Consider the following 25,515-nt stretch of genomic DNA (forward strand, 5'->3'; position numbering starts at 1 on the left):
CGCGGTCGAGCCGCCACGCGCCGGACCGCACGAACCGTGTCGGCTCGGCCGCCCAGTAGCGGCTCGGCGGAGGGGCGGGGTGTCCTCCACAGGCGGGAGGGCGAGGGGGATCGTGCACGGGGCGGGGGTGCGTGCGTCGGGGGAGAGGCGGCGCGCGGCAGGGTGGGCGGCATGCTCACGGAACACGCTCGAGCCGCGCTCCGATCGCGCGCGGAACTGGAGGCGGCGGGACTGACCACGCGGGACATCACCTCCCGGGTACGGGCGGGCACGCTGATCCGCGTCGACCAGGGGTGGTACGCGGATGCCGCGCACTGGCGGAGCGCCTACGCGGAAGGCCGTCAGCTGATGCGCGTCGTCGCGGCCGAGGAGCGCCGGCGCGGCGGCTCGTCCCTCGTGTACTCGCACACGGCGGCCGCCGTCCTGTGGGGACTGCCGCTCTTCCGGCTCGAGCCCGAGCGCGTCCACCTCAGCGGTCGGTCGGCGAGCGGGCACGTGAGGGCGTCGAATCCGCTCGTGGCGCGGCATGAGGTCGCCGTGCCCGACGACGACATCGTCGAACGCGACGCACTGCGCTGCACATCGCTGCCCCGCACCGTGGCGGACACGCTGCGCGGCGTGTCCGAGGAGTCCGGACTCGCCCTCGCCGATGCGGCGCTGCGGATCGAAGCCCACGATCCGGCGACGGGGCGCTACGACGAGGATGCCGCGGCATCCCTTCGGGCGCGCATCGCGTCGCGCGTGCCGCGGGGCGGCCGCGGCGTGCGCCGGGCGCGGCGGATCCTCGACCTCGCGGACGGCCGCGCGGCGTCGCCCGGGGAGAGTGTCAGTCGTCTGTATCTGCGGGAGCTCGGATTCGCCGCGCCGCGGCTGCAGGTACCGATCCCCGCTCCGAGGGGCGGCACGTACTACGCGGACTTCGGGCTCGACGATGCCGCAGCCTGGGGAGAGTACGACGGAGAGGGCAAGTACCTCGATCCGCGGCTGCGCGGCGACGGCGTCGACATCGCCCAGGCGGTTCTCGACGAGAAGATGCGGGAGGACTGGATCCGGGGGACGACGAACCGGCGGTTCGCGCGGTGGGGCAAGGCGCACACCACCTCGGCCGCCGCCCTCGGCCGGCGTCTGGCGGCGTTCTCGGTGTATCCACCCCGCTGACCCCGCGCCCCTCCGCGAGCCGCCACGCCGCGCGCGAACCGGCACGCGGTGTGCGGTCCGCGGGTGGCCGGGTCGGGCAGGGGATGGCGGCTCGCGAGGATAACGGAGTTCACGGGGAACGCATAGGGGGGAGTGGGGGAAGATAGAACGACGGCGGCGTGGGCCGCGGCAAGGAGAGGCATCGGGCTATGGCGCAGGCAGCGGCAGGCAGGAAGAACTGGTTCGCGATCTGGGTGAGCGTGGCGGTGGTCGTCATCGTCGCCCTCGTGGTCGCACTGGTCGTGTGGATGAACCGCGCGGCGACCGACCCGGGCACGGCTCCCTCCGGATCGGGCATCAACCAGGAGACCGGCGCCGTCGTGGTCGGCTCGGGCTCGCAGACGCTCGACACCTACATCGACTTCATGTGCCCCATCTGCAACCAGTTCGAGCAGACCTACGGCGACGAGATCCTCGATCTCGCCAACAACGGCACGATCACGCTCAACATCCACCCCATCTCGATCCTCGACCGCTACTCGCAGGGGACGAAGTACTCCACGCGAGCCGCGAACGCGATGTACTGCGTCGCCGAGGCCGATCCCGACAAGGCCATGACCTTCATGCAGGCCCTCTTCAAGGCGCAGCCGGAGGAGAACTCCACGGGTCTCACCGACCAGCAGATCCTCGATGTCGCCTCCAGCGTCGGGGTGACGGGCATCGACTCCTGCGTCTCCGACGGCACGTACACGAAGTTCGTGGCGGCCATGACTGAGAAGACGCCCGTGCAGCCCGGCTCCAGCGGCATCGGCACGCCGACGCTGGCCGTCAACGGCACCGTCATCGCCAACCAGACCATCCCCGCCAAGGGCCAGTTCGCGACGCTGTTCCAGTAAGCGCCGCGACGACGGGGAGGGGGCCGGACGGCAGTTTGCCGTCCGGCCCCCTATCACGTACACTGAATCTTTGGTGCCTTGCGCCTTCATTGGCGTGTCGCCGCACCACATCCCACTCACCGCAGACCGACCGGTCTGCTCAAGCGTCAGCGAGGCTATGGCTAAGAAAGACGGTGTCATCGAAATCGAGGGCGTCGTGTCCGAGGCGCTGCCCAACGCGATGTTCCGCGTTGAGCTCACGAACGGACACAAGGTTCTCGCCACGATCTCCGGCAAGATGCGGCAGAACTACATCCGCATCATCCCCGAAGACCGCGTCGTCGTGGAGCTCTCGCCCTACGACCTCACGCGCGGTCGCATCGTCTATCGCTACCGCTAGACCGGTCGAGAAGTAACGAGCGGGCGGATGCTGCGGCATCCGCGCGACTCGAAGACAGCGAACAGGAAACATCATGAAGGTCAACCCCTCCGTCAAGCCCATCTGCGACCACTGCAAGGTCATCCGTCGCCACGGTCGCGTCATGGTCATCTGCAAGTCGAACCCGCGTCACAAGCAGCGCCAGGGCTGAGTCGCTCGCGACTCAAGGGTGAGCGAGGCCCGCAGGGCCGATTCGACACCTCAGTACGAAGACACAACTCCATACCGCGAACGGCGCGTTTCGACTCGCTGCGCTCGCTCAACGACCGGATGGTCGGGGGCGGCGCGACGCTCGCACACCGACCGGCAACGGTCAGCACATTGCAGGGTCAGAACCTCTTCGGAGGGGACACCTCGGGCGGAGGCCCGGGCACCGATCCTGTTCCACACCTCCACTACTCCTAGGAGAACCCGCATGGCACGTCTTGCCGGCGTCGACATCCCGCGCGACAAGCGCGTGGTGATCGCCCTCACCTACATCTACGGCATCGGCCGTACGCGTTCGGTCGAGATCCTCAAGGCCACCGAGATCGACGAGTCGATCCGCGTCAAGGACCTCACCGACGACCAGCTGGTCGCCCTGCGCGACTACATCGAAGGCAACTACAAGGTGGAGGGTGACCTGCGCCGCGAGGTCGCCGCCGACATCCGCCGCAAGGTCGAGATCGGCTCGTACGAGGGTCTGCGCCACCGCCGCGGCCTTCCGGTGCGCGGTCAGCGCACCAAGACCAACGCGCGTACCCGCAAGGGCCCGAAGCGCACCGTCGCCGGCAAGAAGAAGGCCGGCCGCAAGTAAGCGCGGCCCCCGGTACAGGTTTAGGAGAACAGACACATGGCACAGGCCAAGACCGCTGCGCGCAAGCCGCGCCGCAAGGAAAAGAAGAACATCGCGCTGGGCCAGGCCCACATCAAGTCGACGTTCAACAACACGATCGTCTCGATCACCGACCCCTCGGGCGCCGTCATCAGCTGGGCGTCCTCGGGTGGGGTGGGCTTCAAGGGCTCGCGCAAGTCGACCCCGTACGCCGCCGGCATGGCTGCCGAGTCGGCCGCCCGCCAGGCCGCCGAGCACGGCGTCAAGAAGGTGGACGTCTTCGTGAAGGGCCCGGGTTCGGGCCGCGAGACCGCGATCCGCTCGCTGCAGGCCGCCGGCCTCGAGGTGGGGTCGATCTCCGACGTCACCCCGCAGGCGCACAACGGCTGCCGTCCGCCGAAGCGTCGCCGCGTCTGACTTCCGGGCCGGGTGCCCCCGCATCGCGGGCGGCACCCGGCATCCGTCGTCTTTGAAAACTCAACACCTCTTGCAATCGCACGTGTCATATAGCGGGCACGTGACGGAAAGGAACACATAGTGCTCATTGCACAGCGTCCCACTCTGACCGAGGAGAAGATCGGCGAGTTCCGCAGCCGCTTCGTCATCGAGCCGCTGGAGCCCGGCTTCGGCTACACGATCGGCAACGCGCTGCGCCGCAGCCTGCTGTCCTCGATCCCCGGTGCGGCTGTCACCAGCATCCGCATCGACGGCGTGCTGCACGAGTTCAGCACCATCCCGGGTGTGAAGGAGGATGTCACCGAGATCATCCTCAACATCAAGCAGCTCGTCGTCTCGTCCGAGCGCGACGAGCCGATCACGGCGTACCTGCGCAAGACCGGCGCCGGCGAGGTCACCGCCGCCGACATCTCCGCTCCGGCGGGTGTCGAGGTGCACAACCCCGAGCTGGTCATCGCGACGCTCAACGACTCGGCGAAGTTCGAGCTCGAGCTCACGATCGAGCGCGGCCGCGGCTACGTGTCGGCCACGCAGAACCGCAACGAGTACGCCGAGGCCGGTCAGATCCCGATCGACTCGATCTACTCGCCCGTGCTGAAGGTGTCGTACCGCGTCGACGCCACGCGTGCCGGTGAGCGCACCGACTTCGACAAGCTCGTCCTGGACGTCGAGGCCAAGCCGTCGATCTCGCCGCGCGACGCCGTCGCGTCGGCCGGTCGCACGCTCACCGAGCTGTTCGGTCTCGCCCGCGAGCTGAACGTCGAGGCCGAGGGCATCGAGATCGGCCCCGCGCCGGTCGCCGAGGTGCTCACCAACGAGCTGTCGATGCCGATCGAGGACCTCGATCTGTCGGTGCGTTCGTACAACTGCCTCAAGCGCGAGGGCATCAACACGGTGTCCGAGCTGGTCGCCCTCTCCGAGACGCAGCTGATGAACATCCGCAACTTCGGTCAGAAGTCGGTCGATGAGGTGCGCGACAAGCTCGTCTCGCTCGGCCTGTCGCTGAAGGACTCGGTCCCCGGGTTCGACGGCGCGCACTTCTACGGCGGCTACGACGACGAGGCCCTCTGAGCCTCCGCGCTCGCACCGGCAAGACCTTCTGCGCGCTCCGGCCCCGACCGGTTCGCTGACACTTTTCCTCTGGAGTAACTGATATGCCCAAGCCCACCAAGGGTCCCCGCCTCGGAGGCGGCCCCGCCCACGAGCGTCTGCTGCTGGCCAACCTGGCCGCCGCCCTGTTCACGCACAAGTCGATCACGACGACCGAGACCAAGGCCAAGCGCCTGCGTCCGCTCGCCGAGCGTCTCGTCACCTTCGCCAAGCGCGGCGACCTGCACGCTCGCCGTCGCGTGCTGTCGGTCATCGGCAACAAGGATGCGGTGCACGTGCTGTTCGCCGAGATCGCTCCGCTCGTCGCCGAGCGTGAGGGCGGCTACACCCGCATCACGAAGATCGGCAACCGCAAGGGCGACAACGCCCCCATGGCCGTGATCGAGCTCGTGCTCGAGCCCGTCAACCCGAAGCCGAAGTCGGCCAAGAAGTCGGCCGCCGCGGCTCCCGTCGCCGCCCCGGCGAAGGACGAGGACGCCGACGAGGAGGCCGCGACCGAGGCCGTCGCCGAGGCCGACGAGGCTCAGGACGCCGCTGACGAGGTCGCCACGGACGACGCCGCCGCTGCCGGCGCCGAGTCGCCCGAGGAGGGCGCGGCCGCGGAGGCCGCCGCCGAGGACGCCACCAAGTAAGGCGAACGCTGTCGCGAGGCCCGCACCCCGGAACGGGGGTGCGGGCCTCGCTGCGTGGGGCGGGAGCGCGGCGCGGCGCCGGCCCGCGAACCGTGCTGCGCCCCGCTACGGTGGTGTGGTGAGCGAGACGTCCCTGATCGAGCGCATCCACCGGTTGCAGCGCGAGGCCGGTGTCGACGCCGGTCCGCGGCCGCCGCGGCATCCCGAGGTCGCCGCCTGGCGGACCGCCACGGCGGACGACATCGACGCGCTTCACGCCGTCATGGTCGCGGCCGAGCGCATCGACCACCCGACGTGGACGACGCCCCGCCAGGAGGTCGCGGACACCTTCGACCTGCCGCACATCGACCACACCCGCGACACGGTGCTGGCGGTGGATGCCGCAGGAACGGTGATCGCCTACGGCAGCGCGTTCCTGCATCCGGCGCGCGATGGGGCCTTGACCGTGTCGCTGTCCGGCGCCGTGCTGCCCGAACGGTGGCGCCGAGGCATCGGGACGGCCGTGTTCGCGTGGCAGTACGCCCGCGCGCTCGAGCAGCTCGCCGAGGTCGCCCCGTCGCTCGCGCCGGTGGAGGCGGGGGAGTGGACCGCCGATCTCAAGGTCTACGCGGAGGAGAGCAACCTGGGCCATCGGCGGCTCGCGGAGGCGCGCGGCTTCGCCGCCGAGCGGTGGTTCGCCACGATGCTGCGCGACCTGGCCCGCCCGCTTCCCGACGTGGTGCTGTCGGCGGATGCCGCGGCCCGCGGACTGCGCGTCGTGGCCTACACCCACGACCGCGACGACGACGCGCGTCGCGCCCGCAACGACGCGTTCCGCGACCACTGGGGAAGCCTGCCGAGCCCGCCGGAGTCGTGGGCGAAGTTCGTGGGCGGCGAGTTCTTCCGCCCCGACCTGTCGCGCCTCGTCGTCGACGACGCGGGGGCCATCGCCGCCTTCTGCCTCGTGTCGGTCAACGAGGACGACTGGGAGATGCTCGGCGCCTCGCACGCGTACATCGACCTGATCGGCGTCGTCCGCGCCCATCGCCGGCAGGGGCTCGCGCCGGTCGTCGTCGCAGACGCGCTCCGCGCCATCGCCGCCGCCGGCCTGGAGAAGGCCGTCCTCGACGTCGACACGGCGAGCCCGACCGGGGCCAACACCCTCTACGAGGGGCTCGGTTTCGTCGCGGACGAGCGCGCGGTCGCGCTCGTCGCCCACGTCTGACCCGACTCGCCGCTGGTCCGGGCCGTCCGCCGCGGCGCGGGCGTCGCTCAGGGCTCGCTCAGGGCGTCGCGGTGGGGGCGAGCGCGCGCGTGGTGGCCCAGCGGATCAGCTGCACCTGGTAGCGCACCTGCGCGCGCTGGTTGGCCACGGCATACACCGCGGTCGTGACGGTGTCGGCGTAGACGCGCCCGCCCGCCTCGCCCGGGTGGATGTCGTCGCCCGCCAGCAGATCGGTGCGCGGCGCGATGGCCTGTGACCAGTCGGCGACGATCACCCCCGGGTGGGTGGCCGCGAACGCCGCGAGGTCGCGGTTGACGCCGTCGATCCAGTCGCGCGGGGCGAACGCGTTGACGAGCACGAGCGTGCGGTCCCGTCCGACCTTGTCGTAGATGTCCTGGAGCGCCTCGCCGTCGACGGGCCCGTTGGTGCCGAGGCCGACGACGACGTAGTCGCGCAGCGCGCCCTGCGCGGCGAGCCGGTCGACGATCTCGCTGCCGACCCACATCGATCGCGACACCTCGGCGTCGATCTGGATGCCGGGAAGCTCCTCGAGCAGTCCGCCGGCGGACGCCAGCATGACCGAGTCACCGACCGCCGTGACGCGATCGCCGGGCACCGCCACCGGGGGCGGGGGCAAGGGCTCGCCGTCGGGGCCCACCGTCGGCGTGGGGCGGGGCGTGGTCGCGCCGGGATCGCCGGACGGCGGCGGCGACGGCGGAGGGGTCGGCGACGCGGATGCCGCATCCAGCGCGCGCTGCCCGGCTTCGACGACGGCTTGGCCCGAGCTGACGGCGGGCACGGCGGCCACGGCCGCGGCGGTGCCCGCGACCACCAGCGCGGTCACGCCGAGCGACGCGACGGCGCCGAAGCGCCGCGCGGGCGTCGAGCGCAGGCGGCGGCCGAACGCGGACGCGGCGCCGCGGAAGCCGAGCCGGCGGATCGGCTGTTCGAGCAGCCGGTACGAGGCCGCCGACAGCACGAGGGTCGTCACGGCGGCCGCGACCCCCACGGGGACGGGCACGGTCTCCTCGACGAACGTGCCCGTCACCGCGACGGTGAGGAGCACGACGACCGGCCAATGCCACAGATAGATGCCGTAGGAGCGCTCGCCGATCCACCGCAGCGGCGCGACGTCGAGCGCGGGACCGAACCACGAGCCGGTGAGCGTCGCCGCGGCGATCGCGACCGCCGTCAGGGCGCTCGCCGCCAACGGCACGATCGGGTAGGCCGTCGCGCCGTCGGCGATCGTGCCGATGACCACGATCCCCCCGACGCTGACCGCGCCCACCACGGCGGTCCACGCGGGGCCGACGCCGCCGATCGACGGGCGAGCCGCGGCGCTCCAGGCCGTGCGCCCCGCCAGGGCGAACGCGAGGGCGACGCCGATGAGCAGCCCGAAGGCGTGGGTGTCGGTGCCGTAGTAGGCGCGGGTCAGGCCCGCGAGCCCCGGGCCGGCGCCGACGACCTGCACGGCCCAGGCGATGGAGGCCGCAGCCAGCACGGCGGCGACAGCCGTCCGCATCCACCGGCGCGGCAGCAGCAGGAACAGCGGCAGCAGCAGCGGCCACAGCACGTAGAACTGCTCCTCGACCGCGAGCGACCAGAGGTTGCGCAGCAGCTCCGGCTGTGTGGCGCCGAAGTAGGAGGCGCCGGCGGAGATCGACGTCCAGTTGTACGAGAACGTGACCGCGCCGATCACCTGACGGCCGAGTCCGAGCAGCACGTCGCCGCCGACGAGGCCCGCGACGCTCGCGCTCGTGGCCACCACGACGGCCAGCGCCGGCAGCAGGCGCCGCGCGCGCCGCATCCAGAAGGCGCGCAGCGCGATACGGCCGGTGGATCCCCGTTCGCGCAGCAGCAGCGAGGTGATCAGGAAGCCGGAGATCACGAAGAACACGTCGACGCCGATGAACCCGCTGCGCAGCATCCCGGCGGGGAACAGGTGGTAGACGACCACGAGCAGCACGGCGAGGGCGCGCAGGCCGTCGAGGCCCGCGTAGCGCGGGGCGGAAGGTGTGGTCATGGCGGGGAGGGCTGTTTCCGGAGGGGAGAGCGCGGGCGCGGCGGGGCCGGACGGGGCGGGCTCGCGCAGGTTCTCCAGTGTACGTTCCGGCGCGCGGCGACACGCCAGGCACGCGTCGCGGAGGCACGGCCGTCCGGTGACGCGCGGGTCGCGGAGGTCCTGCCAGACTGGGGGCATGGAAGCGGATGTGCTGGTGATCGGCGAGGCCCTGATCGACATCGTGGAGACGACGGACGGCGACCGTGAGCTGGTGGGCGGCAGCCCCGCCAACGTCGCGGTGGGCGTGGCCCGTCAGGGGCACCGCGTGCGCCTGCTCACCCGTCTCGGACGGGATGCGCGCGGCGAGCGGATCGCCGCCCAGATCACCGCGTCGGGAGCGGTCGTCGACGAGGCGTCGTGGACGGATGCCGCGACCTCTACGGCGCGCGCCCGGTTGCGCGCCGACGGTTCCGCGGAGTACGAGTTCGCCATCGACTGGGCCGTGCCGGCGCTCGCCGCCGACGACGTCCGCATCGTGCACACGGGCTCGATCGCGCTGTTCCTGGAGCCCGGGGGAAGCGCCGTGCTGGAGGTGCTGCGCCGCGCCGCCGACAGCGGGACGTCGCTCGTGACGCTCGACCCGAACATCCGTCCCGCCCTCGTGGGCGGTCACGAGGTGGCACGCGCGCGGTTCGCGCAGGCCGCGGCATCCGCGGACCTCGTCAAGCTCAGCGACGAAGACGCCGCGTGGCTCTACCCGGGCCTGGACGCCGAGGCCGTCCTGCACCAGATCGCCGCGCACGGCCCGCGCATCGTCGTCATGACCCGCGGGGGATCCGGCGCCATCGGACTCGGGCCCGGCGGCGTCGCCGCGGTCGACGCACTCCCGGTCACGGTCGCCGACACGATCGGCGCGGGGGACGCCTACATGGCGAGCCTCGTCTCGAGCGCCCTCGACGACCCCGCCCTGTTCGAGGACGCCGCCGTGTTCCGGGCGGCGCTGCGCCGCGCCGCCGTCACCGCCGGCATCACGGTCTCGCGTGCCGGAGCCAATCCGCCCGTCCGCGCCGAGGTCGACGCGGTTCTCGGCTGAGCGGATCGATCGGTGACCGACGACGACACGGCCCCCATACGGCTGCGCCTCGACCTCGCCTATGACGGCACCGCCTTCCGCGGCTGGGCGCGTCAGCCGGGCCTGCGCACCGTGCAGGGCACCCTCGAGGCCGCGATCGCGCGCGTGCTCGGCGGCGACCCCCAACTGGTCGTCGCGGGGCGGACGGATGCCGGCGTCCACGCCTCCGGACAGGTGGCGCATCTGGACCTCACGCCGGCCCAGCAGGAGCGCCTCGCGAAGAGCCGGGCGGCGACGGCCGAGGCGCTCGCCGCCCGCGTGAACGGCGTGCTGGGGCCGTACCCCGACGTCGCGCTGCGGCGCACCGCGCGCGCCGCCGACGGCTTCGACGCGCGATTCTCCGCCGTGTGGCGTCGCTACGAGTACCGCATCGCCGACCGGGAATCCGGATACGACCCCCTGGAGAGGGTGCGGACGACGACCGTCAAGGCCGCTCTCGACGTGGCGGCCATGGATGCCGCGGCCCGCTCCCTCATCGGCCTCCACGACTTCGCGGCCTACTGCAAGTGGCGCGAGGGCGCCACGACGATCCGCACGCTGCTCGACTTCGGATGGCACCGCGATGACCGCGGCATCCTGGTCGCGCGGGTGCGGGCCGACGCCTTCTGCCACAGCATGGTGCGCGCTCTCGTCGGCGCGTGCGCCGCCGTCGGCGAGGGACGCCTGGAGGTCGCCGAGGTCGCCGCGATCCGCGACGAGGGCGTGCGCACGAGCGAGGTGAAGGTGCTGGCGGCCCGCGGCCTCACCCTGACGGAGGTGGGCTACCCCGCCGACGATCAGCTCGCGGCCCGTGCCGAGCAGACGCGCGCCCACCGCCGCCTCGACGCCGACTGACGGCCTGCCCGCGTTGTCAAGACGGAGCGGATTCTTAAGAGGCGCGCCTAGGCTGATGGCGACGGAAGGCGGGGGATGAAGGTCATCTCGTACAACCTCAACAAGCACAAGGCGATCGGCGAGCTCGACGCGCTCGTGGAGTCGACGGGCGCCGACATCCTGTGCCTGCAGGAGGCGGTCTCGGGCGACCTTCCGGTGGAGATCGGCGATCTCCACCTCGCCGAGGCGACGGCGCGCAACCGTCTGGGGCTTGCCCTCTACTACCGCCGCAACAGCTTCGCCGCCCGCGAGGTGCGCTCGCTCGCGCTGAAGAAGTCGCTCCATGACCGCGTGCTCAAGCCTGCGGAGGAGCGGATGCTGGCGGTGCGCCTGCACGACATCGATCTCGGTCGCGAGCTGATCGTCGCGAGCTTCCACGCCGCACCCCTGACCGCGCTGAACTCGCTGCGGCGCAAGCAGATCCAGGCGGCGCTCGAGGAGCTCACGAGCCTGGGGCCCGACCTGCCGATCCTCATGGTCGGCGACTACAACTACCCGGTGTTCAAGGAGAACCTGGGCCAGCACGTCCGCGAGTCGGGATACGAGCTGACCCTGAGCGATGCGCGCACCTACACGCGGTACAAGTTCTTCCGCGGACACTACGACTTCGCGACGAGTGTCGGCTTCCACATCGACACGATCACGACGCTGCCGCAGGGACGCAGCGACCACCTGCCGATCCTCATCACGGCCGAGCCGACCGCGTTGCCGACCGCGTCGTCCTGAGGGTTAGTCACGGCCCGCGCCCGCGCGGGTCTCGTGCCGTCCGGCGTAGGGTTCTGCTACGCCGATCCCGACGGAGGGATGAGATCATGGTCGACTCGATCGTTGTAGCCGTGACGGGTGCGCCCGTCGCCGTTCGCGCGGTGCGCTGGGCAGTGCAGCGGGCGCAGGCAGCGCCTCCGGGAAGTCAGCGGATCGAGCTCCTCTCGGTGGTCGGCGGCGTGCTCGGCACCGTCGGTGAAGCGGCGGTGCTCGAGCAGGCCGTCGCGGCGACGGAGACGTTGCTGGAGCGCCTCGCCGAGCCGGTGCGGGATGCCGGGATCCCGGTGGTCTGCCGCGCGGAGGCCGGCGACCCCGTCTCGCGGCTGATCGACGCCAGCGCGGAGGCGGCGCTTCTCGTGATCGGCAGCGATTACCGCGGGCCGGGCGCGGGTCCGGCGCGGGGAGCCCACGGCATCCGCATCGCCGCCGGTGCCGCGTGCCCGGTCGTCGTCGTCCCCGACGTGGAGCTGGTGGGGCGCTCGGGCGTCGTGGTCGGCATCGACGGCTCGCCCGTCTCCGAGCACGCGCTGCGCTTCGCGGCCCGCGAGGCCGACCGGCTGGGCGAGTCGCTGACGGCGGTGAGTGTGTGGACGCCGCTGGAGGCCCCGCGCAACGGACTCGCGGTGTACCCCGAGATGTACCTCGCCAACATGCAGGCCGCGACCGAGGAGATGCAGGCGGTCGCCCTCGCCGGTCTCGCCGTCGACTTCCCCGACCTCGTCGTGGAGCGGGTGGTCGAGCGGGGGTATCCCTCGCGGGCCATCGGATCGCGCGCGATGACCGCGCGCCTCGCCGTCGTGGGCACGCACGGGCGCGGTGCGCTCGCCCGCTTCCTGCTCGGCTCGATCAGCCAGGAGGTGCTGTCGCGGCTCACGAGCGTCACCGCCGTCGTGCGCTGAGCGCGTTGCGGATGCCGCGCCACGGGCGTCCCGACAACGAGAGAGCCTCCCCGGCCGTGACCGGGGAGGCTCTCTCGTTGCGTGGTGCGTGTCAGGCGCTGGTCTCCTGGCGGCCGCGGCGGACCGTGGCGGCCACGGCGATCGTCGCGCCGGCGAGGACGAGTGCCCCGCCACCGACCCAGATGCCGAGCAGCGACTCGCTGTCGCCACCGGTGGACGGCAGCGTGCCGCTCCCACCCGCGCTCGCGGGCGTCAGAGCACCGGTGGCCGACAGGGTGTAGCTGCCGCTGGCCTCGGCGGGGAGCGTGACGGTGACCGCCGCGACGCCCGACGAGCTGGCCGTCTTCGTCGTGGAGGTCGACGACACGGCGAACTTGGCGATCGCGAGGGAGCCCGCGGCCGCGTTCTCGCCGGTCAGGGTGAACGTGACGGTGGCGCCCGCCTCGAATCCCGAGAACGTGTAGGTGTCTCCCGACACCGTGAAGGGCGCGTCCGAGACGACGTCGACGGTGCCGCCCGGCGTGTAGGCCTGAGCCATGGCGGGCGCCGCGAAGACGAGCGCTGCGGCGACGGCGGCCGAGGCCACCGCCTTGGTGAATCGATGCTTCATGAGAGCCTGCTTTCGAATCCGGTCTGGGGGTACCTGATGATCCGCTCGTTCCGTATATCCGGTCTTGTTGCAGATGGGGGGGATGAGAATGAAGCGGTATGGTGTAGCTGATGCTCTCCCGAGTATTGCCTAGGGGTCTGTCGGATTGCAAACTCTCGCGGTTTCCGATATGTAAATGTTTCGCGACGTGAAGGGGACCTGACGGATGGGACGAGCCGGGAGGGGCGCCGCCCGCACATCAGTGTCGGCGCGTCATCGCATGCTCCGCCTCGCCGCCCTCGGGATCGTCGCGGTCGCGCTGCCGCTGTCGGGCTGCGGACCCGCGCCGTGGGCCACGGGAACCACACCCGCCGCCCCGCCGGCGACCTCGGCCGCGCCCGTCGCGCCGCCCGTCTCGAACGACCTGTCCGGAGGTTCGACGCAGCGCACCCTGACCGCGGGGGCCGTCTCGGCCACCGTGAACTACTGGTCGACGCTGCGCATGGACCGCTGGACCGCCACGGCCGTCAAGCCGATCAGCCTCTCGATGGTCACGACGATCACCCCGAACGACGGGCAGAAGGTCTACCTCCAGCGCGCGTCGATGACGGCGATCCCCGCGAACGCGACGGAGACCTTCGCGCCGCTGGACGCGCAGGTCGACCAGTCGACCGTGTCGCCCGGCTATCTCGTGCTCTCGCCCTACAGCTACTCGAACACCTTCAACGTCGGCGCTGTCCCCGCCGAGGCGACCTACGTGACGATCCAGTTCGACTACGACTTCCTCGTGCAGACCACGCCCACGTCGACGGAGTTCGCGAAGCAGACCGCCAGCGACACGCTCACGATCGCCATCGCGGCCCAGACCGGCGGCTGACCGCCCCTTCCTCAAGATCGGGTAAAGACCGCGTCGAGGTTTCCCCAGTTCCGCGGGCGGGGGAGCGCCCAGAAGATAACGTGTCGATCATGCCTCCCGCCCCCCTCCGCCCCGCCCGGCTCCGCGCCGTCGGCACCGTCGCGGCCGGACTCGTCGTGCTGACCTCGCTGACCGGTTGCACTCAGATCGCGAGCGCCTTCAACGGTCTCCAGCAGAACGTCGTCGCCACGCCCGAACCGCGCCCGTCGGCGTCGGCCGCGGTCTCGATGCCGTTCGACTCCGCCTTCACCTACGACGGGTCGGTGTCGCTGTCCACCGACGTCGCCGACGGCCTCGAGGTGCGCCTCGACGTGTGGGCGGCCGACCCCAAGCGCACGCAGGAGTGGGCGCCCGACAACGACAAGACCTTCGGGTTCGCCGTCAACGTGTACGACCACCGCGTCGACGAGAAGGCCGTGCTCACGCAGAAGCGCCGGGTCTACCTGTCGATGATCAGCATCACCTCGCAGGTGTCGCAGTCCACGATCGGACAGCAGCAGATGATGTCGCCGTTCCAGTTCTCGGCCGACCCGCGCACGCTCGTGCCGACCGACACGCTGCGCTCCGACCGCGGTCTGCTGCTCAACAGCTACCAGGGTGGGCTGCTCGTGCCCACCACCACGATCCATCAGCTTCCCGCGGACACCTACGGGATCACGCTGCAGTTCGCGCTCCAGGTGTGGGTGGAAGGCACCGCCAACACCGACTCGAGCTTCGCGCAGCAGACCGTCTATCAGGTTCTGCCGGTCGCCATCTTCTCTCCGACCGCTTCCACTCAATAGTCTGTTCAGCACAGCAGACACGAGGTATCTATCGTGAGCACGCCCTTTGACACCGGACGGCAGGCAGCCGAACCGCAGTTCACCGCTGCGCCGTTCGCCACGCCGCCGGCGCCCCCGGCGAACCCGTTCGCGTTCCCGGCGCCGGACGCGTCGGCGCATCCGGCCGATCTCGCGATCCCCGACCTCGACGACTTCGCCTCGGTCCTCGAGCACACGACGGTCCACCGCTCGACGATCGGGTGCGTCGTGCCCGCGTACAACGAGGAGGAGTCGATCGCGGACGTGATCCGTTCCCTCCTCGGACAGAGTCGCGTTCCCGACGTCATCCACGTCGTCGTCAACAACACCTCCGACGCCACCGTCAAGATCGCGTCGGAGTTCAGCGGACCGCACGAGATCTCGACCGAACTCGGGGAGCAGTTCACCGAGGTGTTCGTGCACGACATCGGCAAGAACCCCGACAAGAAGGTCGGGGCGCTCAACTACGGCTATGCGCTCGTCGAGGGCTACGACTACCTCCTCGGTGTCGACGGCGACACGATCGCGGACCGTCGCGCGGTCGAGTTCCTCGAGAGCGAGGCGGTCTCGGACTCGCGTATCGGCGGCATCTCGGCGATCTACTCGATCGACGACAAGCCCATCCAGGGGCTGGTCGCCAAGTTCCTGATCGCCGGCCAGCGCACGCAGTTCGCCGCCTTCAACCTCCAGAACCTCCTGCGCGGGCGCAACATGGCCGTGCTGGGCGGGCAGTTCTCGATCTTCTCGACGACGGCGCTGCGCGACGTGATGAAGGCGAACCACCAGAACTCGCCCTGGGTCAAGGACAGCGAGGTCGAGGACTCGCTCCTGTCGCTGCAGATCAAGAGCGCCGGCTACCTCACCAAGATCAGCCCGTTCGCCCGCGCGGATGTCGGCGGCATGACGACGCTGAAGGGCTACGACGCCCAGCAGGTGAAGTGGACGTACGGCGCGATCGAGCTCATGTGGCCCGGTCAGCGCGGCGACACGAAGGGGCAGCCGTTCCACCCGAACCTGCGCCTGCGGTGGTTCGAGAACTTCTCGATGCTCACCAACCTGTTCGTGCGCGTCGCCTTCCTGACCCTGCTGATCGCCTCGCTGTCGATCAACGCCTTCGTCTTCTCGCCGTGGTGGCTCATCCCGCCCGTGATCGCGACCATGCTGAACCTGCGCGTCGCGCGCACGATGGAGGCATGCGATTCGCGAGACCTCATGTTCGCCGGGCTCATCGTCCCGGCCGAGGTGTTCATGTGGATCCGCATCAGCCACTTCCTGCGCTCGTGGACGCGGTTCCTCTCGCGCAAGAAGGTCGACAACTGGGCGATGCAGGCGCGTGCGGAGCGCGGCGGCGGCAGCATCGGGCACTGGGTGCCGTTCATCATGCTCGCGATCGTCGCGATCGCCGTCGCGGTCATTTGGAACATGCTCGACCCGGTGGCGCAGTCCGCCATCCTGTGGGTGGGCTGGCCGATCGTCGGTGTCGTCACGGTCATCCAGACCGTGCTCATGTCGTTCAAGCTGTTCCGCCGGCACCAGGGCTTCAAGGTCTGACGACCGGCGCCGCGCCGGGCCGGATCAGGCGGCGTGCTCCGAGGTGAGCCGGTAGCCGACGCCGCGGACGGTCTCGATGTAACGCGGGTTCGCCGGGTTGTCGCCGAGCTTGCGGCGGAGGTTCGTCATGTGGGCTTCGATGGCGCGCTTGTCGGCTTCGCCGACGAAGTAGCTCGTCACGTACGACTCGCCGCGCAGCACGAGAGTGAGGTCCGCCTTGCTGCGCACCCGACGCTTGGACTCCATCAGGGTCGCCAGCAGGTCGAACTCCGTCCGCGTCAGGACGAGCTCCTGACCGTTGATCGCCGCGACGCGCTGTTCCGGGTTGACGGCGAGATCGCGGTGCGCGACCCAGCCGGGTCCCGTGAACGCGACGACCGCGCCGGGGCCGCCCGGCGCGGCGAGCTCGGTGCCGGGCACCTGCGGCCCCACGGTGGAGGGGACGACGATCGGCTGCGCCGGCGTGGGCGGTGCCGCCGGCGCGGATGCCGCGGGCTGGCCCGCCGCCGCGGGAGCCCCCGTGTGGCGGACCTCGTCGAAGCTGTAGGGCGGGTCGGCGACCGGCTCGACGGTGGGCCATGGCCCCGGCTGGGCGTCGGGAGCGCCGGTCGGCGACGCGACCCCGGGCCATCCCGCGGGCGCCGCTTGGCCGGGATAGCCGTAGCCGGCGGCGGGAGCCGACGGCATCCCGTAGTCGGGCACGCGCTGACCGGGACGTGCGCCGGGGAAGGACGGGCCGGCGACCTCCTGGCGCGGCGCCGTCTGCTGCGGGGCGTTCGTCATCGTCGCACGCGGTCGGCGCAGCAGGGAGTCGATGCGGGCGCGCAGCTCGCGCGGGCGGAAGGGCTTGACGATGTAGTCATCGGCCCCCGACCCGAGCCCCACGACGACGTCGGCTTCCTCTTCCAGGCCCGTGATCATGATGATGAAGGTGTCGCTCTGCGCCCGGATGCGTCGCGCCGCCTCGAATCCGTCGATGCCGGGCATGTTGACGTCCAGCGTCGTGACGAGCGGCTGGTAGGAGAGCACGGCGCGCACGCCGTCGATGCCGTTGCCGACCGAGACGGTCGAGAAGCCCGCCGCTTCCAGCACCTCGACGATGAGGTGGCGGATGTCGGGATCATCTTCGATGATCACGGCGGTCTTCATCGGCAACGAGGGATCGGTCATGGGCCCGAGGTTCTCCATTAGGGGGGTGTGGAGCAGGGTGGTGAGCCACAGTCTAGCCACGGCGAAGCGCCGCGGGACCGCGGCCCGCTCAGCGGACGTCGCGCGTGAGCTCCTCCGCTGCCTGCGGCCACCACCGCCCGGCGTCCGGGCCACCGTTGCAGGTACCGTCGCTCTCGCCCGGGGGCTTGATCCACAGGTTGGTGTCGACGACGTCGTCGCCGAAGGTGCCGCCGGGGTCGCCGACCCGCTGCCCGGAAGGGTTGCACCAGGTGGCCCCCGCGGTCGCGAGGCCGTTGCGGGAGGTGTCGATCACCGCATGCGTGCCGCCGAGCCGTGCGGACAGGGCGTGGGCGTAGGCGAACTCGTCGTAGGTCGACTGATAGTTCGACACGTTGGTCGCGACGCCGCGGACCCGGTCGATGATGCCCATCTGGCCGATGAGGTCGGCCATCTCGTCGGCGCTGTGCCAGGCGCTGTGGCCGCCGTCGATGTAGATCCAGGTGCCGGTCGAGCTCAGTGCGTCGACGGCGTCGGAGAGGTACTTCGCCCGCGTCGGGATGTCGCCGCACTCACTGGTCAGAGCGATGCTGTCGGGCTCGAGCACCACGATCTTCTGTTCGTCGGGCGCCGTCTTCAGCGCCTTGCCGATCTCGCGCACCCAGCGCGGGTAATCCTCGGGCGACAGGCCGCCGGCGGAGTGGTTGCCGCAGTCGCGGTCGGGCAGCCCGTAGACGACCATCGCGGTCGCACGGCCCTGGTCGCGGCCCTGAGCGATGAGGCTGAGCACCGTGCCGCCGACCGTGCCGATCGGATCCTGCTCGGGCGTGAGCCAGTAGGCCGTCGGCTGGGCGGCGAGATACTGCGTGGCGGCGGCGGCGTCGGCCGCCATGTCGATGTGGTCCAGCGCGACGCGCGCCTTCGACTGCTCGGGCGCGATGACGGTCGTGCCGACGGCGGGCGGCTGTGCGAGCACCGCGTGCACCCCCTGGGTGATGAAGACCCCGACGACGGCGATCGCACCGAGCACGAGGACGGCTCCCGCTGAGATCGCGGTGATGACGATCGCGCGGCGGGAGATGCGCCTGCGGGGGGAGGAGGACACTCCTGAACTGTAGCGGGTGCCGGTCCGTCAGTGATCGTCGCGGTCGCGCCGCCGCCGCGCGGCGAGGGCGATCAGCACGGTGGCGCCCGCGAGGACGAGCGCGCCGCCGCCCACCCAGACGCCGACCAGCTGGCCGCTGTCGCCGCCGGTGCTCGGCAGCCCGTCCGCCCCCGTGATGGAGGTGCTCGCCGTGCCGCCCGCGGAACTGCGGGAGATCGCCGCGATGTTGTAGACCCCGCTCGCGTTCTGAGGGAGGGTGATGCCCACGGCGGGCAGGGCGCCGGTGGCGTCGGAGGTGCGCGTGACGCTGCCCGTGCTGATCGCGAAGCGCACGATGCCGAACGCGACGTCGCGACCGTTCTCGCCGGTGACGGTGATCGTCACGGGCTCGTTCGCGGCGAAGGTGCCGGACGCGCAGACGAACGACAGCGTGCCGCCCGCGGGCACGCTCGCCGGGGAGCTCGTGCAGGAGTCGACCGGCGGGTAGATCGTCGACGCCTGGGCGGCGACCGGGGACAGCGCCAGCGCGGCGCCCAGCAGGCTCGCCCCCGCGACGCGTGCGACGCGGAGCCGGTCGGTGGAGCGGTGCGAGCGGGTCATGGAGCTTCTCCCTGCGATCTGCGGTGCGGCCTCGGTGGAGCTCGGCGGTTGTCGCGGTTGCAGGGAGTCTAACCGACCCCGCACGTCGCCACGACGACGGGGCTGCGACGGGCATCCGCCGTCGGGGTCACGAGCGCCTGGGCATCGGCGACGGGCGTCGTCGCGCGGACGATGACGGTCAGCCCTGTCGATGCTCCGGGATCGAGATCGATGTCGAACGTCAGAACGCGCCGCCCCTCGTGCATGCCGCCGGCGAACCCGGCACCGTTGGTCGCCTCGGCGGAGACCAGCTCGAACCCCTCGGGCAGGTAGAGGTTGCCGACGACCTCCGTCGTTCCCGCGGGCGTGCCGAAGTTGCCGCCGCCCGTGACGTAGGACGGAAGGGAGGTGGCGGCATCCGCCGGTGCGCGACTGGTGAGCGTCAGTTGGAGCGTGAGCTGCCTCGACGCCACCGTTCCGGCGGGGAGGCAGGAAGCCCAGGCGAGCGAGACGTCGGGCTCGGTGTAGTAGCTCATCTTGGAGCCGGTGCCGTCGTTGAGGTAGACGCCGAAACGCGCGGTGCGGGCGTCGGTGACGGGGAGCTGACCCGCGACGACGGTGCCGTCGATGAGCTTCTGCTCGTCGGCATCGGCGCTCCAGGCGAGGAGGCGGTGTTCCTCACCCGCGCGCGTGAGGGCTTCGATGAGCCCGGATGCCGAGCCGCGCCCGTCCGCGAGAGCCTGGAAGACCGCTCCGGCGGCGCCGGCGAAGAAGGCGTCTTGTTCAGCCGGGTTCGTGTAGCGCAGGTACACCTCGTTCAGGAGCAGAGGGACCGCGTTCTCGGCGGTCAGGGTGTCGCCGGTGGGCAGCGAGACGGGGCCGGTGGTCTTCAACAGGTACGACAGCACGACCGGGTCGACCGCGAGCACGCCGTCGACGTCGCTGCCGGTTTTCAGCCGGTACATCGCGCGCGCGATCGGGCCGTCCACCGAGAAGTCGGGGATCTGGGTGAGGTTCTGGAAGTAGCGGGCGGGCTTGGTGTCGAAGATGCCGACCACCTCCTCCGAGAGCGGAGCGACCGGCTCGTCGTAGCCGCGGGGGAAGTCGCGCGAGGAGAGCGTGCCCGACAGGGACAGCGCGCCGCCTTCGGTGTGCACCACGATGGCCGCGCCGGCGATCCCGCCCAGTGAGCGCCACTCGGCGTTGTTCTGCACGAGCACGAGATAGTTGCGGGGACCGTTCTGGCCGAGCATGTCGGGCAGCAGCTGCGCGGTGCGCGACACGGTGTCCACGGCGGTCGCGACCCGCGTGAACAGGTCGTCGGCGCGGTCGACGGCCGTGCCGACCACGCCGACCAGGGGCGTGCGATCGATCTCCTGAACCGCCTCCGCCGCCGAGGTCGCTTTCGTCGCGGCATCCTGCGCCGGTGCGGCGATACCGGTGAGCACGCTCGTGTCGATGCGCCCGCCGACAGGGCGCAGCGCGTCGACCGATATGCCCTGCGCGGCGGTGGCGAGCGGCAGGAGGCTCTCGCGGAGCAGCTCGTCGGAGGCGGCCGCGACCGTGCCGAACGCCGCGAGCTGCGGGCCGATCCACGGTGTGTGCGCGGCGAGGGCCCAGATCGGGTCGGACGTGAGCTCGTGCGCGGCCGCCGCATCCGTCGCAAGCCGCGCGAGGGTCGGGGCGGCCGCTGCCGGGTCGTCCGCGAGGGCGGCCGTGCTGTCGTCCGCTCCGGTCTGTATGCGGGTGAGGTGCTGGTAGGCCATCGCGCCGCGCACACCGATCCACACGGCGGCGAAGAGGCCGAGCACCAGGGCGCCGGCCAGAATCCAGGCGAAGGCGCGGCCCGCGGTGCGCGCCGGACGGGGGAGTGGGCTCACGCCACTGATCCTAAGGGGGACCGCCTACGCGACGATGCTCGCGCGCTCCCAGCGGTCGCCGCCGGACAGCTGGGCCTCGTCGGCCGCGGCCGCGGCGGCGGCGATGAGGTCGTCGAGGTCGTACCCGATGAGCGAGACGCTCGCCCATCCGATGCTGGCCGACAGTCGCACATCGATGGACTGGTCGCTCGACACCGTCGACACACGCTCCAGCAGCGAACGCAGCATCGGTCGGACCGCGGCCTCGTGCCGCGGCAGGAGCACGAGCATGCGGTTCGGCTCGACGCGGTCGAGGTCGGCTTCGGCGGGGAAAACGGCCGACACGTCCGCGGCGAAGCGGTCGAGCACGCGGGTGTAGGCGAGCGCGCTGGAGGCTTCGCGCAGTGCGAGGGGATCGTCGAGGCGCACGTCGAGCAGCGACCACCACGCGTCGTCGAAGCGCTCGGCGCGGACGAGGCGATCGACGGCGACGGCGCGGAACCCGGTGGGCGCGTCCTCGTCGGCGACGGGCGCCTCGGTGCGTACGAGCAGGAGCAGCGACACCAGGGCGGTGACCAGCGTGACCACCGCGACGGCGGGGGCATACTGCTGCGCCATGAGGAGCGTGCCGATGCTGTCCTCCGCAGGACGGACGAGGCCCGACACGAACCAGATGAGGGCGAAGACGCTGATGAGCCCCGCGGCGATGGTGAGCGGGATGGTCGCGGCGCGCTGTGCGGAGCGCACCGCGAACAGCTCGATGGCGATGGCGGCCGACACGGCGGCGACGAGCACGAGCCCGACGGCGAGGACGAGCGGCTGCGCGTCGGTGTCGGCGCTCACCGCGAGCGCGACCCCCACCAGCGCCGACACGAGCAGCGTCGGCACGAGCAGCACGTGGCGTCGTCCGATGCGCACCCGGATGCCGACCCAGACCAGGCCGAGCGCCGCGACGTTGAGGGCCTCCGCGAGGGCGCGCGGCCAGGCGCCGCCGAGGGTCTCGGACGCCGCATCGAAATAGGTCGCGACCATCGCGGCGACGAAGGCGCTCGCCCAGATCGCGGACTCGCGGGAGGGATGCGGCAGGAAGCCCAGGCCGATCATGATGGCCGTGCAGACCGTCGACAGGGTGATGAGCAGCGGTTCGATCTCGGTCACGCCTGGTCCCCGCTCTCGTCGTCTCGTCCGTGCGTCAGAGGGAGGCGGACCGTGACGGTCGTTCCCGATCCCAGCGCGCTGTCCAGGGCGATGGTGCCACCGTTCTCCTCCACGATCGTGCGCGCGATCGACATCCCGAGGCCGGTGCCGGCGATGCCGCTCGCGGTGGCGCTGCGGGCGCGGAAGTACGGTACGAACACACTATCCAGATCGGACGGCGCGATGCCGATGCCGGAGTCCGCGACGCGCAGCACGGCTTCGTCCCCCTCGCGGGTCGTCCACACACGGACCGTCCCGGCGCGCGGCGTGTACTTGATGGCGTTGCTGATGACGTTGTCGACCACCTGACGCATCCGGAATCCGTCCCCCGAGACCGGGAGCGGCTCGTCGCCGTCGCGGGTGAGATCGATGTCGGCGGAGGCGGCGGCCGGCGCGAAGGCGTCGACCGTGGCGATCGAGAGCCCGCGCAGATCGAATCCGTCGGCGTGATCGGTCGTGCGGTGGGTGTCGAGCAAGGATGCCGTGAGCGTGATCATCCGCTCGGCCGCGCCCTCGATGAGGGCGGCGTGCTCTCGCTGCGCGGGCGTGAGCTCGTCGCTGTCGAGCAGCAGGTCGGCGTGCCCGAGGATCACCGTCAGGGGGTTGCGCAGCTCGTGGGAGACGGCGCTGGTCGCCGCGCGCTGCTGTCGACGCTCGAACTCGTGCGCGGTCACGTCGTCGAGCTGGATGATCGAGACCTCCGCGTCGGGCGCCGACTCCTGCATCACGGTGCGACCCCGGATCGACAGCGACAGCGCGCGCCAGTTGCCGCTCGCGTCGTAGAGCCACAGCAGCTCGTTCTCGGTGCGCTCGCCGCGTCCGGCGCGCGCGATGGAGGTCGATTCGCGCGGCAGCGCCGTGCCGCGATAGCCGTCGTACTCGACGGCGCGCGGGGGATGCCGGTAGTCGTCGTTGTCGTAGGCATAGAGGTGCCGGTACGCGGCGTTCGCGAGATCGAGCTGGCCGCGGTCGTCGACACGGGCGAGCGCGGTGCTGATCGTGTCGAACAGTCCGTTGGCGCGGTCCTCGTGGACGGTCATCCGCGCGACCGAGCGGTCGAGCTGCCGGGACTGGCGGCGGATGAGGAGGCGGAACGCCCGTGTTCGTCGCGCGCCCTGGTTCATCGCGACGCCGAGGAAGCCCAGCGCCAGCAGGACGATGACGATCTCGAGCGGCGAGGCGGCGGCGCTGCCCGGAACGGCCCAGCGGCACAGCTGGAGGGCCAGCACGACCACCAGCGCGGCGGTGACGGCCGCCATCGAGTAGTAGGTCGCGACCCACGCGATGGGAATGACCCAGAGGTAGCCGAGCGCTTCGTCGGACATCGCGAGCAACCCGATGGCGGCGGCGTCGAACAGGGGCAGCGCGACCACGGCGTCGCGGTGGCGCGCCCAGGGGATCACGATCGCGGCGATCGTGGCGCCCGCGATGGCGGTGAGGCCGGCGAGGAAGGCGATGTCGCCGAAGAGGTGCGGATCGAGCAGCGCGATGCCCACGGCGACCGCGACCGTGCTGAAGGCGACCACCAGCTGCCACTGCCACACGGACCTGACGACGGTGCCGATCAGCTGGCTGTCGGCCCATCGACTCTCGACGCGGGGGGTGGTCATCGGTTCCTCACACGGCAGTCTATTGAGCGTCCTCCGCGCTCTCATCCAGGTCGTCCGCGCCACCGACGCGAGGAAGGAGCAGCGTGGCCTTCGTGCCGTGACCGGGGAGGGACACGAGCATGACCTCGCCCCCGTTGCGCCGCGCGAGCATACGCGCGATCGGCAGTCCCAGTCCCGTGCCGGGCATGGCGCGCACCTCGGACTGCTCTCCGCGGTAGAAGGGATCGAAGACCTGGCCCAGCGCGTCGGGACCGATGCCGGGACCGGTGTCGCTGACGGTGATCATGACGTCGCCGGCGACGTCGGTCGCCTCGATGTGGACGCGACCGCCGTCCGGCGTGAACTTCACGGCGTTGGAGACCAGGTTGCCGAGGGCGCGGATGGCGTCGTCGCGATCGGCGATGACGCCGAGATCGCCGATCGCCCCCACCGTGACGGCGAGATCTCGCGCGGCGGCGACCTCGACGTGCCGGCTCACGACGGTGGTCACCAGATCGGTGGCGGCGATGTCGGTGGGCCGTGGACGCTCGGCCTGCGTGCGGCTGAAGGAGAGGAGGTCGTCGAGCATACCGGCGAGGCGTCCGGTGTTGCGGTGGATCGCGTCCACCCACGGCCTCGCCTCACTCGGCAGATCGATCTCGCCGAGAAGCTCGGTGTAGCCCGCGATGATCGTGACGGGCGTGCGTAGCTCGTGGCTGGTGGTGGAGAGGAAGTCTTGACGCTGGCGCTCCAGGTCGTAGCGCACCTGCAGCGTCGCGGCGGTCGCCCGCGCCGCTTCGGCGGCCGTTTCGGCGGCATCCAAGGCCGTGCGCGCGTTGACGAGGGACTCGTTGCGCTCGGTGGTGGTCGACACCGCGAAGATCGCGATCGCCGAGAGGAAGATCGTCACCGTGATCGACAGCTCGGTCGTGTCGATGGTCGAGGTGGCGAACACGCCGACGCTCACCCTGCTGTACACGACCGTGACGACCGCGATGGCGAGCGCCTGCAGGTGTGCGAGCAGCGGCGGGAAACGCAGTGTCGCCCACGCGAGCGGAACGAAGACGAGGAACGCGAGGGGAAGCCGTGTCAGGGGGCCGAGTCCCGCCGCGAGCACGACGACCATGAGGATGAACTGGCCCACCAGCTCGCTGGCGGCCGGCGGCGACTGGGGCTGCGGGTCGAAGAGCGCGAGCGGCACGATCAGCAGCACGGCGGAGAAGTGCGACGCGCCCGTCGCGAGCGCGGCGGGCAGCGCGTCGGCGCTTCCGAGCACCGCGTTGATCAGCGCGATCGTGAGCGCGAACACCAACGCCGCCACGGCCGCCCAGGCGACGAAGCGCACGGCGTCGTTCGTGGTGCGCAGACGTGCGTCCTCCCGGCCGCGCAGGAGCAGCCAGGCCAGCAGTGCCACCTCGACCGCGTTCGCCGCGCCGTACAGGGCGCTGACTCCCACCGGCCGACCGGCGAAGAGGTTACCGAGAGTGGTGACCACGAGCACGATCGCGACCGCCGACGGCCGGTGCGCCGCCCGGGCACGCAGCACCAGCACGGCCGAGACCCCCGCAGCGGGCCACCACAATGCCACGACCATCCCCGGGAGTGCGAAGGCGACGGCCAGGAAGGAGAGGCCGAAGATGAGCGCGCTGCCGCCCACCCAGAACGCGACCGCGCGCCATTGCTGCGCGCGGCGCTGCGGGGGGCGACGACGGAGAGCCGCGGGTCGGTGTGCGACGGAGTATTCCACCCCGGGGGCTCTCATACGAGTACGCTAATGGCAATCGGGGTGGAAACTAGGTACACGAGGGGCAGACTCGGTGGAGGC

25 protein-coding genes are annotated in these 25,515 nt (G+C 71.2%); 16 read left to right on the forward strand and 9 right to left on the reverse strand.

Annotation, left to right across the window (positions count from 1 at the left end; translation table 11 throughout):
• Window positions 1-171: 171 nt before the first annotated feature.
• The 9 genes from AC6CQV_RS01160 (at window position 172) to AC6CQV_RS01200 (ending at window position 6,667) form a co-directional block, all read left to right on the forward strand.
• A complete protein-coding gene (locus AC6CQV_RS01160) occupies window positions 172-1,158 on the forward strand; it encodes a hypothetical protein (protein WP_498260034.1) in 987 nt (328 codons plus the stop codon).
• 188 nt (window positions 1,159-1,346) lie between these two features.
• Window positions 1,347-2,033: a DsbA family protein gene (locus AC6CQV_RS01165; protein WP_498260035.1), complete on the forward strand. Its 687-nt coding sequence runs from the start codon at window positions 1,347-1,349 to the stop codon at window positions 2,031-2,033.
• Window positions 2,034-2,190: 157 nt separating this feature from the next.
• Complete coding sequence (infA, locus tag AC6CQV_RS01170; RefSeq protein ID WP_005050493.1) at window positions 2,191-2,412, forward strand: translation initiation factor IF-1; 222 nt, start codon at window positions 2,191-2,193, stop codon at window positions 2,410-2,412.
• A gap of 73 nt (window positions 2,413-2,485) precedes the next feature.
• A complete protein-coding gene (gene rpmJ, locus AC6CQV_RS01175) occupies window positions 2,486-2,602 on the forward strand; it encodes a 50S ribosomal protein L36 (RefSeq protein ID WP_005050492.1) in 117 nt (38 codons plus the stop codon).
• A gap of 264 nt (window positions 2,603-2,866) precedes the next feature.
• Window positions 2,867-3,247 (forward strand): 30S ribosomal protein S13, encoded by a 381-nt coding sequence (gene rpsM, locus AC6CQV_RS01180; RefSeq protein WP_060960267.1) that lies wholly within the window; start codon window positions 2,867-2,869, stop codon window positions 3,245-3,247.
• A 36-nt stretch (window positions 3,248-3,283) separates the two neighbouring features.
• The gene (rpsK, locus tag AC6CQV_RS01185; RefSeq protein WP_005050490.1) at window positions 3,284-3,682 is read left to right on the forward strand and encodes a 30S ribosomal protein S11; all 399 of its coding nucleotides are present in this window, start codon (window positions 3,284-3,286) and stop codon (window positions 3,680-3,682) included.
• 120 nt (window positions 3,683-3,802) lie between these two features.
• Window positions 3,803-4,792 carry a DNA-directed RNA polymerase subunit alpha gene (locus tag AC6CQV_RS01190; protein WP_005050489.1) on the forward strand — a complete coding sequence of 330 codons (990 nt, stop codon included), beginning with the start codon at window positions 3,803-3,805 and terminating at the stop codon, window positions 4,790-4,792.
• Between the two features lie 83 nt (window positions 4,793-4,875).
• Window positions 4,876-5,463 (forward strand): 50S ribosomal protein L17, encoded by a 588-nt coding sequence (gene rplQ, locus AC6CQV_RS01195; RefSeq protein ID WP_498260036.1) that lies wholly within the window; start codon window positions 4,876-4,878, stop codon window positions 5,461-5,463.
• A 118-nt stretch (window positions 5,464-5,581) separates the two neighbouring features.
• Window positions 5,582-6,667, forward strand: coding sequence for a GNAT family N-acetyltransferase (locus AC6CQV_RS01200; RefSeq protein WP_498260037.1), 1,086 nt, complete (start codon window positions 5,582-5,584; stop codon window positions 6,665-6,667).
• A gap of 58 nt (window positions 6,668-6,725) precedes the next feature.
• Here AC6CQV_RS01200 and AC6CQV_RS01205 read toward each other — a convergent pair whose 3' ends face one another.
• Window positions 6,726-8,690: an acyltransferase family protein gene (locus AC6CQV_RS01205; protein ID WP_498260038.1), complete on the reverse strand. Its 1,965-nt coding sequence runs from the start codon at window positions 8,688-8,690 to the stop codon at window positions 6,726-6,728.
• Window positions 8,691-8,865: 175 nt separating this feature from the next.
• On the opposite strand from AC6CQV_RS01205, the gene AC6CQV_RS01210 reads away from it, so the two are divergent.
• From AC6CQV_RS01210 to AC6CQV_RS01225, 4 genes are all read left to right on the forward strand, one after another.
• On the forward strand, window positions 8,866-9,762 hold the full coding sequence (locus tag AC6CQV_RS01210; RefSeq protein ID WP_498260039.1) for a carbohydrate kinase family protein: 897 nt from the start codon (window positions 8,866-8,868) through the stop codon (window positions 9,760-9,762).
• Window positions 9,763-9,798: 36 nt separating this feature from the next.
• Window positions 9,799-10,635 (forward strand): tRNA pseudouridine(38-40) synthase TruA, encoded by an 837-nt coding sequence (truA, locus tag AC6CQV_RS01215; RefSeq protein ID WP_498260704.1) that lies wholly within the window; start codon window positions 9,799-9,801, stop codon window positions 10,633-10,635.
• Window positions 10,636-10,710: 75 nt separating this feature from the next.
• A complete protein-coding gene (locus tag AC6CQV_RS01220) occupies window positions 10,711-11,400 on the forward strand; it encodes an endonuclease/exonuclease/phosphatase family protein (RefSeq protein ID WP_498260040.1) in 690 nt (229 codons plus the stop codon).
• Window positions 11,401-11,486: 86 nt separating this feature from the next.
• The gene (locus AC6CQV_RS01225; protein ID WP_498260041.1) at window positions 11,487-12,338 is read left to right on the forward strand and encodes a universal stress protein; all 852 of its coding nucleotides are present in this window, start codon (window positions 11,487-11,489) and stop codon (window positions 12,336-12,338) included.
• 91 nt (window positions 12,339-12,429) lie between these two features.
• Here the strand turns inward: AC6CQV_RS01225 and AC6CQV_RS01230 are convergent, their stop codons facing one another.
• Window positions 12,430-12,948 (reverse strand): LPXTG cell wall anchor domain-containing protein, encoded by a 519-nt coding sequence (locus tag AC6CQV_RS01230; protein WP_060960274.1) that lies wholly within the window; start codon window positions 12,946-12,948, stop codon window positions 12,430-12,432.
• 259 nt (window positions 12,949-13,207) lie between these two features.
• Here AC6CQV_RS01230 and AC6CQV_RS01235 point away from each other — a divergent pair, with 259 nt between their 5' ends.
• The 3 genes from AC6CQV_RS01235 (at window position 13,208) to AC6CQV_RS01245 (ending at window position 16,194) form a co-directional block, all read left to right on the forward strand.
• The gene (locus AC6CQV_RS01235; RefSeq protein WP_223848738.1) at window positions 13,208-13,804 is read left to right on the forward strand and encodes a hypothetical protein; all 597 of its coding nucleotides are present in this window, start codon (window positions 13,208-13,210) and stop codon (window positions 13,802-13,804) included.
• Window positions 13,805-13,893: 89 nt separating this feature from the next.
• Window positions 13,894-14,625 (forward strand): fructose 1,6-bisphosphatase, encoded by a 732-nt coding sequence (locus AC6CQV_RS01240; RefSeq protein WP_498260042.1) that lies wholly within the window; start codon window positions 13,894-13,896, stop codon window positions 14,623-14,625.
• A 33-nt stretch (window positions 14,626-14,658) separates the two neighbouring features.
• Window positions 14,659-16,194 carry a glycosyltransferase family 2 protein gene (locus tag AC6CQV_RS01245; protein WP_060960276.1) on the forward strand — a complete coding sequence of 512 codons (1,536 nt, stop codon included), beginning with the start codon at window positions 14,659-14,661 and terminating at the stop codon, window positions 16,192-16,194.
• Window positions 16,195-16,218: 24 nt separating this feature from the next.
• Here the strand turns inward: AC6CQV_RS01245 and AC6CQV_RS01250 are convergent, their stop codons facing one another.
• The 7 genes from AC6CQV_RS01250 to AC6CQV_RS01280 all read right to left on the reverse strand — a co-directional run bounded on the left by AC6CQV_RS01250 (window position 16,219) and on the right by AC6CQV_RS01280 (window position 25,452).
• Window positions 16,219-17,364 carry a response regulator transcription factor gene (locus AC6CQV_RS01250; protein WP_498260043.1) on the reverse strand — a complete coding sequence of 382 codons (1,146 nt, stop codon included), beginning with the start codon at window positions 17,362-17,364 and terminating at the stop codon, window positions 16,219-16,221.
• 88 nt (window positions 17,365-17,452) lie between these two features.
• Window positions 17,453-18,466 carry a glycoside hydrolase family 6 protein gene (locus AC6CQV_RS01255; RefSeq protein ID WP_498260044.1) on the reverse strand — a complete coding sequence of 338 codons (1,014 nt, stop codon included), beginning with the start codon at window positions 18,464-18,466 and terminating at the stop codon, window positions 17,453-17,455.
• A 27-nt stretch (window positions 18,467-18,493) separates the two neighbouring features.
• On the reverse strand, window positions 18,494-19,066 hold the full coding sequence (locus AC6CQV_RS01260; protein ID WP_498260045.1) for a cell wall protein: 573 nt from the start codon (window positions 19,064-19,066) through the stop codon (window positions 18,494-18,496).
• A 68-nt stretch (window positions 19,067-19,134) separates the two neighbouring features.
• Window positions 19,135-20,925: a DUF4012 domain-containing protein gene (locus AC6CQV_RS01265; protein WP_498260046.1), complete on the reverse strand. Its 1,791-nt coding sequence runs from the start codon at window positions 20,923-20,925 to the stop codon at window positions 19,135-19,137.
• Between the two features lie 24 nt (window positions 20,926-20,949).
• The gene (locus AC6CQV_RS01270; protein ID WP_498260047.1) at window positions 20,950-22,062 is read right to left on the reverse strand and encodes a hypothetical protein; all 1,113 of its coding nucleotides are present in this window, start codon (window positions 22,060-22,062) and stop codon (window positions 20,950-20,952) included.
• Entirely contained in the window at window positions 22,059-23,711 is a 1,653-nt protein-coding gene (locus AC6CQV_RS01275; RefSeq protein WP_498260048.1) for a sensor histidine kinase, read from the reverse strand. Before AC6CQV_RS01275 ends, AC6CQV_RS01270 begins: the two co-directional genes overlap by 4 nt.
• A 19-nt stretch (window positions 23,712-23,730) precedes the next feature.
• The gene (locus AC6CQV_RS01280) at window positions 23,731-25,452 is read right to left on the reverse strand and encodes a sensor histidine kinase (protein WP_498260049.1); all 1,722 of its coding nucleotides are present in this window, start codon (window positions 25,450-25,452) and stop codon (window positions 23,731-23,733) included.
• Window positions 25,453-25,515: the final 63 nt, after the last annotated feature.

The organism is Microbacterium sp. EG9 (genome assembly GCF_059759475.1).